The organism is Aquipuribacter nitratireducens (genome assembly GCF_037860835.1).
GTDB classification, from domain to species: domain Bacteria; phylum Actinomycetota; class Actinomycetes; order Actinomycetales; family JBBAYJ01; genus Aquipuribacter; species Aquipuribacter nitratireducens.
Window position 1 is genome coordinate 95,620 of the sequence record NZ_JBBEOG010000005.1, and the last position, 13,247, is coordinate 108,866.

At 69.0% G+C, this 13,247-nt stretch carries 7 protein-coding genes and 2 tRNA genes; 7 read left to right on the top strand and 2 right to left on the bottom strand.

Going from position 1 to position 13,247, the window contains the following annotated elements; translation table 11 throughout:
• Positions 1-9: 9 nt before the first annotated feature.
• Positions 10-645 (bottom strand): matrixin family metalloprotease, encoded by a 636-nt coding sequence (locus WAB14_RS11095; RefSeq protein ID WP_340269796.1) that lies wholly within the window; start codon positions 643-645, stop codon positions 10-12.
• Between the two features lie 682 nt (positions 646-1,327).
• Here WAB14_RS11095 and WAB14_RS11100 point away from each other — a divergent pair.
• The 7 genes from WAB14_RS11100 to WAB14_RS11130 all read left to right on the top strand — a co-directional run bounded on the left by WAB14_RS11100 (position 1,328) and on the right by WAB14_RS11130 (position 12,046).
• Positions 1,328-1,440: transfer RNA gene (locus WAB14_RS11100), tRNA-Ser, on the top strand.
• Between the two features lie 187 nt (positions 1,441-1,627).
• Positions 1,628-3,040 (top strand): 3' terminal RNA ribose 2'-O-methyltransferase Hen1, encoded by a 1,413-nt coding sequence (locus WAB14_RS11105; RefSeq protein WP_340269797.1) that lies wholly within the window; start codon positions 1,628-1,630, stop codon positions 3,038-3,040.
• A complete protein-coding gene (locus WAB14_RS11110) occupies positions 3,037-5,634 on the top strand; it encodes a polynucleotide kinase-phosphatase (protein WP_340269799.1) in 2,598 nt (865 codons plus the stop codon). Before WAB14_RS11105 ends, WAB14_RS11110 begins: the two co-directional genes overlap by 4 nt.
• 103 nt (positions 5,635-5,737) lie before the next feature.
• Entirely contained in the window at positions 5,738-6,922 is a 1,185-nt protein-coding gene (locus tag WAB14_RS11115) for an ATP-binding protein (RefSeq protein WP_340269801.1), read from the top strand.
• Positions 6,923-7,124: 202 nt separating this feature from the next.
• Positions 7,125-7,232 (top strand) — tRNA-Gln (locus tag WAB14_RS11120).
• A 245-nt stretch (positions 7,233-7,477) separates the two neighbouring features.
• Entirely contained in the window at positions 7,478-10,741 is a 3,264-nt protein-coding gene (locus WAB14_RS11125) for an SNF2-related protein (RefSeq protein ID WP_340269803.1), read from the top strand.
• Positions 10,742-10,903: 162 nt separating this feature from the next.
• Positions 10,904-12,046 (top strand): PDDEXK family nuclease, encoded by a 1,143-nt coding sequence (locus WAB14_RS11130; protein WP_340269805.1) that lies wholly within the window; start codon positions 10,904-10,906, stop codon positions 12,044-12,046.
• 426 nt (positions 12,047-12,472) lie between these two features.
• Here WAB14_RS11130 and WAB14_RS11135 read toward each other — a convergent pair whose 3' ends face one another.
• Complete coding sequence (locus tag WAB14_RS11135) at positions 12,473-13,246, bottom strand: 2-phosphosulfolactate phosphatase (protein WP_340269806.1); 774 nt, start codon at positions 13,244-13,246, stop codon at positions 12,473-12,475.
• Position 13,247: the final 1 nt, after the last annotated feature.

Sequence of the window (13,247 nt, forward strand, 5' to 3'; positions counted from 1 at the left end):
CCGTTGGGCCTAGAGACCTGGGGCGCAGGGTCCCTGGCCGAGGACGGCGAGCCCGGCGAGGTCGCCCGACTGGTACGCCGTGGCTCCGCTCACCGAGGGGTGCATGGCTTCAGTGGGGGCGTCGACGTGACCGAGGCCGACCAGGTGGCCGAGCTCGTGTCGCAGGACCTCCGTGTACGCCGGCCCCGCTTCGGAGGCCGGTTCCACGCTGGTCAACTCGGTCTCCAGGTACACCACGCCGGTGACGAGGTGGGCGCGTCCGGTGGTCGGGTCGATGGTGTGGGTGGGACTGGCGACGCCGACGACGTCGCCTGCGAGGTAGGCAACGTCTGCTTCGGGGGCGAATCGGATGAGGACTGGTGCCCAGCGGTCGCCGTAGAGCTCGGGCAGGAACGCGGGCCGGTCCATGTCCGCGGCCTCGGTGGTGAGGCCGTCGTTGACGAACCGGAGCCCTGTCGCGGCGGACACCTCGGCGAGGACCGCCTGCAGGTGCACCGCGAAGTCGTCGGGTGCGCCGGTCGGGTCAGTGACGTAGTGGATGGGTCGGCACGGGGACCAACGCACGGGAACCGGCGCGTCGCCGATGGTCTGCTCGAGGCTGAAGGAGTACGACCCGGCCTGGGCCGGGGTAGGCGGAGTGCCCAACGGTGCGGAGGCCTCCTCGAATCCCGGTGCGGGGTACGACCTTTCCGTGGCTGGTGGCAGCTGCGCGGAGGGGGGCGGCGCCGAAACGGCCGCGCCTGAGACAGCGTCGGAGGCCACCGTCCCCGCGGGGGCCCGCGGCAGTGCCTGACCAGGACTTTGCCGTGGCGCGACTAGTCGCTTCACGCCGGCCAGCACGGAGCCATCGTCCGGGGACAGGCTGAGATACCCGCCGACGAGGACAACCGCCGCCATTAAGGCAACGAGCAGCAGGACCCAGAAATAGGAGCGGCGCTTGCGCGGACGTTCGGCCGACAGCCGTGATGCCCGCCCCGTCGTCGCCGGGGTCCGCCACCCCGTGGGAGGCGCGTACGTGCCGGCGGCCTCCTCACGAACCCATTCAGGGATCCGGCCGGTGGGGGATCTTGGAAGGTCATCCATCGGCACCCCCACCCCGACATCATCGGCCCGTCCGTCGCGAGATGCAGGCATATCACCCGGTCGGGCGGAGTGCCGACGGCGGTGGCCGTCGGATGGCACGACGTACCAAGACCGCCGAATCCGGCGCCTCAGCCGGTAGTCGACCGGCCTGCGCGCCAACAGGTGTTCACCATGCCTCTTGTCCGGCGGTGAACGGGTGTGACCGGTCGTATCGGTGAGTGGCGTGCCCGTCCTGTGCCCCCGGGCGGCTGAAGGCCAGTAAACGTGCACGTCGGGGGCGGTACGGCCGACGCTCTTGAAAACCGTTGAACAGGTAACCATTCCTGTTTCGTGGGTTCGAATCCCACGCCCTCCGCGAATCAGACGATTCATCACCAAAGGGGGAAGGTCAAGGCTGACGCCCCCGTTGTCCACAGGGGCGCCTCGGCAGACTGCCGCCCGGGCGGGCCGCTTCCGCGCGGTCTCATGGCCACGTTCACAGCTGCGGAGGTGGTTCTGCCGTTCGCGGGCCACTGTGGCTGAGCGGGCCGTGCAGACTGGCGCGGTGCTGCTGACGCTGTCGACCACGATGCCGCAGGCCAGTGACCTCGGGTTCCTCCTGCACAAGCATCCCGATCGAGCGCAGTCGTTCGACGTCGCGGTCGGGACGGCTCATGTGCTGTGGCCTGAGGTGTCCGACGAGCGGAGCACTGTGGCGTTGCTGCTTGAGGTCGATCCGGTCGCGCTGGTGCGTGGTCGCGGCCGGCACGGTGATGGCGTCTCGCTGCAGCAGTATGTGAATGACCGGCCCTATGTGGCTTCGTCGATGCTGGCGGTTGCGCTGGGGAAGGTCTTCCGCACTGCGATGGCGGGTCGGTGCGACGCCCGTCCGGACCTCGTCGGCACTGAGATCCCGCTCGAGGTGAGCATTCCTGCGCTTCCCAGCCGAGGGGGCGCCGACCTGGTGCGGCCTCTCTTCGAGCCACTCGGCTGGCAGGTCGAGGTGACCCCGCTGCCGCTGGACGAGACGGTGTCGGCCTGGGGGGACTCGCCCTACGTGGCGCTCCGGCTGACCGGGACGATGACGCTCGCGGCCGCCCTGACGCAGCTGTACGTCCTGGTCCCGGTGCTGGACGACGGGAAGCACTACTGGGTCACCGGCGACGAGGTGGACAAGCTCCTCCGTGCTGGCGGCGGGTGGCTAGAGGGTCACCCGGAGCGCGAGCTCGTGACCCGCAGGTACCTCAAGCACCAGCCCGCCCTGGTTGTCGACGCTGTCACGCGCTTGGCGGAGTTGGACGACGTCCGTCCTGTTGACGACTCGGCGTCTGAGACTGCGACCGGGGGCGCAGGGTCCGAGGTACGTATTGCGCCGTTGGCGGTGCAGCGACGGGCCGCGGTGCTGCAGGCGCTGCGCGAGGAGGGCGCGAAGAGCGTCGTCGACCTCGGCTGCGGGGAAGGCTTCCTGCTGCGCGAGCTCGTGCCTGACCCGACGTTCACCTCGGTCGTCGGTGTGGACGTGTCGCACCGGGCGCTGCAAGCCGCAGAACGACGCTTGAACCTGGACCGGATGCCGGACTCCCAGCGGGCGCGGCTGCGGTTGCTGCAGTCGTCGGTGACCTACCGCGACGACCGGCTGGTCGGCCACGACGCGGTGGTGCTGATGGAAGTCATCGAGCACGTCGACCCGGACCGCCTGCCCGCCCTGGAACGCAGCGTCTTCGGTCATGCCCGCCCGACATCGGTCGTGGTCACGACCCCCAACGTGGAGCACAACGTGCGCTTCGAGACCCTCGCCGCCGGCACGCTCCGTCACCCGGACCACCGCTTCGAGTGGACCCGCGCGGAGTTCCGCGGCTGGGCCGACGCCGTCGCCGACCGCAACGGTTACACCGTCGACTACCGGCCCGTCGGCGACGACGACCCCGAGGTGGGACCGCCCACCCAGATGGCCATCTTCCGGAGGGTCACGGCATGAGCGCACTCACCGTCCCCGAGCTGTCGCTGGTGTGCATGGTGGGGGCCAGCGGCTCCGGCAAGTCCACGTTCGCCGCAGCCCACTTCGGGCCCTTCGAGGTGCTGTCCAGCGACTTCTGCCGTGGCCTGGTCTCCGATGACCCGAACGACCAGTCCGCGACGAAGGCCGCGTTCGAGGTGCTTCACCACATCGCGGGCAAGCGCCTGGACGCCGGTCGGCTGACCGTGGTCGATGCGACCAACGTCCAGCCCGAGGCCCGACGCAGCCTGGTCGCCCTGGCCCGCGAGCACGACGTGCTGCCGGTCGCCATCGTGCTGGACCTGCCCGAGCGGGTGTGCTTGGACCGCAACGCCGCCCGGGCCGACCGCGCGTTCGGTGACCGCGTCGTCAAGCGTCAGCGCGACCAGTTGCGCCGTTCGCTGCGGTCCCTGCGCAGGGAGGGTTTCCGCTCGGTGCACGTCCTGCGCAGCGAGGAGGAGGTTGCCGAGGCGGTGGTCGTACGGGAGAAGCTCCTCAACGACTTCCGTGACCGGCCGGGTCCGTTCGACGTGATCGGAGACGTCCATGGCTGCCGGGGCGAGCTGGAGCAGCTCCTGGGCGACCTCGGCTACACACTGGTGCGCGACGAGGATGGCCGCTGCGTGGACGCGGTGCCCCCAGCCGGTCGGACGGCGGTCTTCCTCGGAGACCTCGTGGACCGCGGCCCGGACTCGCCGGGCGTGCTGCGTCTCGTGATGGGCATGGTCGCCGCCGGCCACGCCTTGGCGGTGCCGGGCAACCACGAGTCCAAGTTGGTCCGTGCCCTGCAGGGACGCGACGTGCAGGTCAGCCACGGCTTGGAGGCGACACTCGCTCAGCTCGCGGCGGAGACGCCGGAGTTCCGGACCGAGGTCGAACGGTTCTGCCACGGTCTCGTGTCGCACCTCGTCCTGGACTCCGGGCGCCTCGTGGTCGCCCACGCCGGGCTGGTCGAGAAGTACCACGGACGGGCCTCGGCCCGCGTGCGTAGCTTCGCCCTGTACGGCGACACCACCGGTGAGACCGACGAGTTCGGCCTCCCGGTCCGCTACCCGTGGGCGCAGGAGTACCGCGGTGCCGCGACCGTCCTGTACGGGCACACACCCACCCCGGAACCGGAGTGGATCAACAACACCATGTGCCTGGACACCGGCGCCGTCTTCGGTGGCCACCTGACCGCGCTGCGCTACCCCGAGAGGGAAATCGTCCAGGTTCCGGCGCAGCGGGTTTGGTATGAGCCCGTCAAGCCGTTCCCGCCCGCCGGCAGCGCCGAGCCGGCCCCCTCCGCCGCCTCGACTCCCAGCAGGGGACACGACGACCTCGCCATCACCGACGTCCTCGGAGCACGCGGAATCGAGACCCGACTCGCGGGCCGTGTCACGGTCAGGGAGGACAACGCCGCTGGCGCGCTGGAGGTGATGAGCCGGTTCGCGATGGAACCGCGGTGGCTGCTCTACCTGCCACCCACCATGGCCCCGACCGCCACGATGCCCGACGGAGACGTGCTCGAGCACCCTGCCACCGCCTTCGACTTCTACGCCAAGGGCGGTGTCACCGAGCTGTTGTGCGAGGAGAAGCACATGGGCTCACGTGCCGTCGCGCTCGTCTGCCGCGACGTCGACACCGCACGGTCGCGGTTCGGCGGCACCGACGGTGCCACCGGCGCCGTCTACACCCGCACCGGACGACCGTTCTTCGACCGCGACCTCACCGAGCAGCTCCTCGCGCGGCTGCGTGACGCCGTGACCAGAGCAGGCTTGTGGGACGAGCTCGACACCGGCTGGGTGCTGCTCGACGCCGAGCTGCTGCCCTGGTCAGCGAAGGCCGAGGCGCTGCTTCGCGACCAGTACGCCGCCGTCGGCGCCGCCGCACGCGCCGCAGTCCCCGCCGCCGTCGACGTCCTGGAGCGGGTCGCCGCGCGCGGAGTGAACGGCGACGCGGGATCCGAGAACGGCGTGTCCGAGCTGCTGGCACGCACCCGTTCCCGTGCCGCCAACGCCCAGGCCTACACCGACGCCTACCGACGCTACGTGTGGCCGACCGACGGGATCACGGGGATCCAGCTCGCCCCGTTCCAGCTGCTCGCATCCGAAGGACGCACCTGGGCCGACCACCACCACCTCTGGCACCTCGGCATCGCCGACCGCCTCGCGGACGCCGACCCGGACCTCGTCCGCACCACCCGCAGGCTCCCGATCGACACCAGCGACGCCACATCCCTGGCCCAGGGCGTGACCTGGTGGGCGGACCTGACCGCCGCCGGCGGCGAGGGCATGGTGGTCAAGCCGCTCGCGAACCTCGTCAGAGCCACGCGCGGCTGGGCCCAGCCCGGCATCAAAGTCCGCGGGCGTGAGTACCTGCGCATCATCTACGGACCCGACTACACCGAGCCGTACAACCTCGAACGCCTCCGCGACCGGCAGGTCGGGCACAAGCGGTCCATGGCCGCCCGCGAGTACGCCCTCGGCATCGAGGCTGTCGAGCGCGCCGTGGCACGCGAGCCGCTGTGGCGGGTCCACGAGGCGGTGTTCGCTGTGCTCGCCCTGGAGTCCGAGCCAGTCGACCCGAGGCTGTGAGGGGCGCACTCGTACAGGCCTCGACCCGGAGCTGTCGCTGGTCGGTAACGCTCTATGAGTCCGTATATGCCTTAGCCTTATACGCCTATAGAGAGGTGGGCGCGTGGACCAGACCCTCAACCCCTACACCCCAGGAGCAGGTAAGCCCCCACCTGCTCTCGTCGGCCGCGAGGCCGAGCTCGACGCCGGTCGAGTCGTGGTCGCCCGCACCGCTCGCGGCACCTCTGCGACGGCCCCCCTGTTCTACGGCCTGCGCGGCGTGGGGAAAACGGTGCTGCTGAAGGCTCTCCATGCTCAGGCCGAGACGGCTGGATGGCTGACGGTCGAGATCGAGGGCAAGCAGGAGGCGAGCGAGCAACAGCACACTCGCCGGCGCCTCGCCCGTGGCCTAGTCACCGCGGCGCGCGCCACTGCTGGACGGCGCGGCACGCTCAGCGACGCATGGAAGCGCGCTCTCGGGACTATCAGCTCCTTCTCCGTCGCGGCCGGCGCGACCGGCGTCGAGCTGAGCCTCGGCGTGGACCCCATGCGTGGCCGCGGCGACACAGGCGACCCGGAGACCGACCTCGAAGAGCTGGTGCGCGACATGGTGCCTGCCCTCAAGGAGTCCGGCATCGGGCTGGGTGTCTTCGTCGACGAGATCCAGGATCTGGACCCGGCCACCCTGAGCGCTCTCATCTCCGTACAACACCGAGCCGGTCAGAACGGCTGGCCCTTCCACCTGTACGGCGCAGGCCTGCCCAACGTCCCCGCCCGACTGGCCGAGGTGCGCTCCTACTCCGAGCGCTTCCACTTCGTCCAGATCGGCGCCCTCTCCGACACCGATGCGAGGGCGGCCTTCGCCGACCCCGCATTGCAGGTAGGCGTCGAGTACGAAGCCGCAGCCCTCGACCGCCTGGTGCAGGTCTCGGGTGGCTACCCCTACTTCGTCCAGGTCTTCGGTGACCAGGCCTGGCGGTTGGCCCCCGGACCCCAGGTCATTACACGTGAGGATGCCGACGTGGCGGTGGCCGAGGCGACGGCCGTCCTGGACGACAGCCTCTTCCACTCCCGCTGGAACCGGGCCACGCCGGCGCAGAAGGCCCTGATGCGCGCCATGGCAGAAGACAGCGGCCACAGTCAGATCTCCGACCTCGTTGCGCGCATGGGAAAGAGAAAGCCGAGCGACCTCAGCGTCACCCGGGACGGGCTCATCAAGAAGGGCCTTATCTACGCCCCCGACAGAGGACTACTGCAATTCACCGTGCCCCACATGGACGACTACATCCGGCGCCAGCACGAGACCTGACCGTTGGTTCTAGACGAACAGGCTGCACCGTCAGCCGGAACTACATGCCCGAGGGCCGGACCTCGGTGCCTCCGTTCGGCTGCCGCGCCACCGTGCGGCGCGCGAGGGGTGTACGCGTCCGTGCGCGTGCTGCGGTGTCCGGCGGTCAGCGACGAGCGTCGACCATCATCAGAATCCTGTGCCCGTCCTGTGCCCACGGGCGGGAGAAGGCTTACAAACCTGCAGGTCAGGGGCCATGTCGCACACGCTCCTGAAAACCGTTGAACAGGTAACCATTCCTGTTTCGTGGGTTCGAATCCCACGCCCTCCGCGATAGGAACGATCCGACACAAGAGGGGTCTGGTCAAGGCCGCCGCAGCGTTGTCCACAGGGCGGCCGCCGCACGTTGCCACGGGGTGTGGACCACAGCGCGCGCCGGTGCAGGCGTGCTTGCCAGCCCTCGTGTCACTGACCCGCAGCCCTCTACCGGCGGCTGCCTTCTGTCAGTCGCGGCTGCTTGAATCCGGCTGGGCGTGTCGCAGGGACGCGGCTAGCACGGGGGAGGCCATCACTCACATGGTCCGCGACCCCAAGCTCCCACTCGGTGACGACCTCTTCTCCGTTGACCCTGCGTCCTACATCGAGTTCGGGTTGTCGACGCTGCAGTGGCCGGATCAGAGCCGCTTCCCCGTCAACCTGCCCCGGCGACACGTCCGCAGCGTCGTCGATGAAGATCTCCGTTCGTCGGACGCGCCGCTGCTGGTCGCGGGCTACTCCTCTATCGCATCGCTGATCGAGGTGGTCGCGTCGTGGCGGCTCGCGCGTAGGAACCGGCCAGGGTCATTCCGGCTGCTGCTCGGGTCTGAGCCGTTCGCCTCTCAGCGGGCCCACTTCGCCTCTGCACGAGAAGAGTTCACCGACGAGGTACGCGGCTACTGGCTCGAGAAGTCGGTGTCCGTGCGACTGTCGGCGAAGGTTCTCAGGACGATCGAGGAGCTCGACCAAGGGACCCTGCAGGTTCGCATCATCCCGGGGCCACCGGCTCTGCACGCGAAGATCTATGCTGGCGACAACGCGGCAACAGTTGGGTCGAGCAACTACACCGACTTCGGTATGGCCCGCCAGCTTGAGGCCAACGCCCGCTTCGAGGCCGTGACTGAACCGGAGCGGTTCCGGGCGCTGACGACCATCGCGAACAACCTGTGGTCGAAAGGCATGGCGTGGGACGACGCGTTCCGTCGCCTGCTGCTCGACCTCTTGCAGGTCGTCAGCTGGCAAGAGGCGCTCGCACGCGCCTGCGCTGAGCTGCTCGACGGCGACTGGGTCCGCGACCTGTTGCCGAACGCCGAGCTCGCGCAGCTGTGGCCATCGCAGACGGCCGGCATCGCCCAGGCGCTCTGGGTCGTCGAGAACCTCGGCAGCGTCCTCGTTGCCGATGCCACCGGCTCCGGCAAGACCCGGATGGGCGCGCACCTGGTGGCAGCTGTACGGCATCGCCTTCTCGACACCGGCCGTATGCGGCGCGACCGGGACCTCACCACCTTGGTATGCCCTCCAGCGGTGCTGGAGACGTGGCAGCGCGAGGCGCTCATCAGTGGGGTCACGATCATGCCGGTGTCACACGGCCTTCTCAGCCGGCCCGACCCCGCCGGTCCACGGCAGGAAGTGGCCGCGGTCGCGCGCGCGCAGGTGCTGGCCGTCGATGAGGCGCACAACTTCCTGGCGGCTGAGTCGAACCGCACCCGCCGCCTTCGCGAGACGCTCGCAGACCATGTGCTGCTGTTCACCGCAACGCCCATCAGCCGCGGAGCCCAGGACCTGCTCTCCCTGGTCGGGCTGCTCGGCGCCGACAACTTCGACGACGTGACCCTCGAAGTACTAGAACGACTCGAGCGCGGAGTCGGCGCGGAGGCCACCCTCACCGAACCGCAGCGCGATCGACTCCGCCGTGAGATCCAGCGATTCACGGTTCGACGCACGAAGTCGATGCTCAACGAACTCGTCGCCCACGACGAAGAGGCCTATCGGCATCCCGAGACCGACCGTGTCTGCCGCTACCCCGGCCACGAGCCGAACGTCTACGGCACCGGCGAGACGCGCGCGGACGAAGAGGCAGCAGAGTCGATCCGAACTGCCGCCAGCGAATTAACGGGTGTCATCCAGCTCGGCCGTCGACTGCGGGTGCCGCCGGCTTTACGCGACGACGTCTCCGACGAGGCGTGGCTGGCAGGGCGACTCAAGGCGGCGAAGGGACTCGCGCGCCATCACGTCCTCGCAGCGATGCGCTCCTCACGCCCGGCCCTCGTCGAGCACATCGCCGGCACAGCCGCCGCGATCCAGGCATACGACCTGTCGTCGGCGTCCAAGGGCCAGGCAACCGGCAACGTCGCCGCGACTGTTGAAGGCCTAGCCGTCCTGGGTCCTCCACACCTTGAGTTGACGTGCGAGATTCCGGACTGGCTGGCAGACCCTTCGGCGTGGCAGGAGGCATGCACACGGGAATCGGACACCTACGCCCGGATCCTGGCGGCCGCCCGCAGACTCAGCGCGTCTCGCGAGCGAGCCAAGGCCGACCTGCTCGCACAGCTCTCCGGCCGTCACCGACTTGTCTTGGCCTTCGACCGCCGACCGATCACGCTGGCCGCGATCCGCGACCAGTTGGACGGCACGAGCGCGGACGTGCTGGTAGCGACAGGCGAGGCGACGACGGCGCGCAAGCAGGTGCATCGCTTGTTCGCGCGTGACTCGACCGCTCACGCGATCGCCCTCTGTTCTGATGCGCTGAACGAGGGGTTGAACCTGCAAGGCGCGGCTGCCTTAGTGCACCTGGACCTGCCGACCACCCTCCGAGTTGCCGAGCAGCGGGTAGGGCGGGTCGACCGCATGGACAGCCCGCATGACCGCATCGAAGTGTGGTGGCCGGACGATGGCCACGCGTTCGCGACCCGCGAGATCGAGCTGCTGCTGACACGCCGGCATGCCAGCGAGGAACTGCTCGGGTCGAACCTGCCCATGCCCGCGTTCTCGCACCGCGATGACGACGTCGTGGTCTCAGTGGCGCAGCACATCCGTGACTTCGACCGCCCGGACGTGCCGTGGGACGGCATTCACGACGCGCTGGACCCTGTCCGCCGGCTCGTGAGCGGAGACGACGCCCTCGTCCCTACAGAGGTCTATGCCGAGCACCGGAACACGCGGCAGCGTGTCATGGCGCGAGTGGCGCCAGTTGCCTCGACGACACCATGGGCCTTCCTCGCTCTCTCTGGTACGCAGCAAGGCGCACCACGATGGCTGCTCCTTGACGGAGATCCGGCGACCGCGACCATCGGTGTGGAGGCGGTCGCAGACCGGCTTCGCGTCCGGCTGGCGGAGCACCCCGCGAACGTGCTCTTCGACGAGGAGTGCGAGCGCTGGCTCGATAGATTCCTCGCCAGCGCCGCCGAACACGAGGCACTGCTGCTGCCTCGCCGCATGCAGCGAGCGCTCGATCAGATGGCCGAGATGACGTCTCTGTGGGCGGATCAGGAACTGCGCAGCGGCAGCCCCGATCAGGCTGCACAGTGGCGCCGGATGCATCGTGTGGCTAGCCCCGAGTCAGACGACGAGCGGCTCGATCCGTACCTGGTGGGCGAGGTCTGGTGGGACCTGGTCCGACCACTGTTCAGCGACCTCCCGCGCACTCGCCGCCGACGGCGCTACACGCGGCTTCGAGACCTTGACTCCCTGCTGCGAATCAGACCCCTCGACCTGTCAGCCTTGCAGAACGCGATGCGCCGCGTCCCTAGGGTGGAGCCTGTCGACAAGCGGGTAAGCGCCGTCATCCTCGGCGTTCCGCAGTAGTTGCCGAGTCCTCCGACGACTGGTTCGAGAAGTCAGGGGGCATGGACGCATCCAGCCTTCAGTGAGCCTGATCAGCGGCGTGACACCGACTTCGGCGGCCGAGCAGCCTGCATGCTGCTCATGCGCCGCCTCCGCGGCAGCCTGTTGCTGCAGACTGGCCCGGTGGCGAGACGCATCTTGGTGACGGGCGGGAGCGGGCCCGTTCAGTTCGTCGAGCGCCCCGCGGACAACGAGCACGAGCTGCAGACGGTCCTCCTGACCAACCCGGCGCTGATGCCGGCAGAGGACCTAGGCCTTGACGACGAGCTACTCGTCGTCGGCCGCGAGACGACTCTGGCCTCGGGCAGCGTTGACTTGCTCTGCCTCTCGCGCAGCGGCGAGCTGGTCGTCATCGAGTTCAAGACCGGTCCCCAGAACCCGGACTTCCGTCACGCCCTCGCCCAAGTGATCGATTACGGCTCCGACCTGTGGAAGCTCGGCAGCTGGACCGAGTTCGACGAAGGCGTCGTCCACCGGTACCTCACGAGCCGACACGTCGACCCAGGGGTCAAGACGGCCCAAGATCTGAGAGCAGCAGCTGTGGGCACGTGGGGGCTCGACGACACCGGCTGGCAGACGCTCGCCACGCGTCTGGACCAGGTCCTCATAACAGGGGACTTCCACTTCGTCGTCGCAGCACAACGTTTCACGGAGCAGATGAAGGACTCCGTTCGCTACCTCAACGAGACCACGCGCTACGGCAAGTACTTCCTAGTCGAGGTCATACGGCTCGACGGGCTCGAGCAGAGGGCCTACGCCGCCCAGGTAGTAGAGCGCCCCCCTGCCCGTACGTCCGCAAGCGGCACGGCATCGAAGGCGACGCAGACCGACTTCCTCGCCGCCATCGCAGACCCTACCTACCGCGAGGCCGTGAGCGAGCTGTTCGCCACCGTTTCAGCGCTAGGGCTGATCCTCGCCTGGTACTCCAAGGGAGCCTCGATCCGCTTGAGGTCCCCTGACCGCACGGAGCCAATCTCGATCGGATGGGTCTTTCTAGAAGGCGGGCAGTGGTACGGAGCCAGACACATCACCCTCGGCGTCGACCCCGGCACCCTCAAAAGCCACCCGAGCCTCGCACCGGCAGTCACCGAGTTCTGCCAGCGCGTCAGTCGCGTGCAGGGTGGCAAGCCAGCAGCAGGCGTCTTGTCCGCGACGGTCTTCGAGCCCGACGCATTCACTCCTGCGCAGCCTCAGCTTCTTGCATTGCTAAGCGACCTGCAGAAGGCGGCTGCCGCAATCCCGGTCAGTGGCACGGGCTCGCCGTAGCGGCGGTGCCACGGTGCCACGGTGCCATGACGCGCCCTTGAATTGTTGGGGTCGGGCTTCAGGACCCCGACCAAGGGTCAGTCGGCCCACAAGGAGCGCCGCACCTCTTGTCCGGTGCCCACCGGTTAGCAGCGGTTGTCATCGGCGGGGCAGTGCCCCGCTCGTGCCCCCGGTACGCGGCCAGCCCGTGTCGTTCCAGGTCAGAGGCGGTACAACAGACGCTCTTGAAAGCCGTTGAACAGGTAACCATTCCTGTTCCGTGGGTTCGAATCCCACGCCCTCCGCAAAGGGAACGATTCACCACGAGAGGGGTCTGGTCAAGGCTGCCGCCACCGTTGTCCACAGGGTGCCCGGGGGTCCGGCAGGGCGGCACTCACGGCGGTTGAGGAGGTCGGAGGAACAGGACGTTCCCGTCGAGAGTCGTCTTCAGGCTGGCACGAAGGCGTGTCCTCGGAGGACGGGCACCGAGGCGCTGCGATCGAGCTCGGCGGCGATGTCGACATCGGCACCGAAGCCGCTCTCGTGGAGCTCTCGTCCACTGGCACATGCAGCGAGCTGGGCAGCGAGGTCGGGAGCCGTCGCACGCCTGGCCGCAGCCGCCAGGCCTGCCTCTGGAGACAGGTCCTGCCAGCCGCGATCGGCCAGAGCCAGCAGCATGGCGCCTGCTCCCCACAGGTCCTCCACGGCGGGACGCAGCGACCCGTCGGGCCAGCGTTCACCGGCGGAGACGACCGCCACCGTCGCGCTGCGGCGGTCATAACGCTCCTCGACCCACTCGGCCACGGCGGTGGCGTTGCGCAGGCAGGCACCCACGACCACGCCGGCAACGCCGGCCAGGCGGTGGGCGATGGTCGAACCGTTCGGGGAGGGCAGCACCAGCCGCGCCGGCGGCGGGTCGGCGGTGCGGACAGTCGCGGGGGACAGGCTGATCTGTCCGGGCTGCGCGACGCGGCGACCGACAGCGAGAACTGCGTCGTGCTCGGCTGCGAAGCGTCCGGCGTCCTGGTCGTCCCACGGGTAGGGCAGCACGTGGATACCGGCGTCGGTGGCCACGCTGAGCGTGGTGGTGAAGGACAGGACGTCGACCACCACTGCGATGTCGACGTCTACGGCGATGGCGCCGGCGCCGGTTATGCCCCAGTCGTGGCGGACCCGATGGCCGTCCTGGCGATGGGATGGCTGGTAGGTCGGCACGTCCACG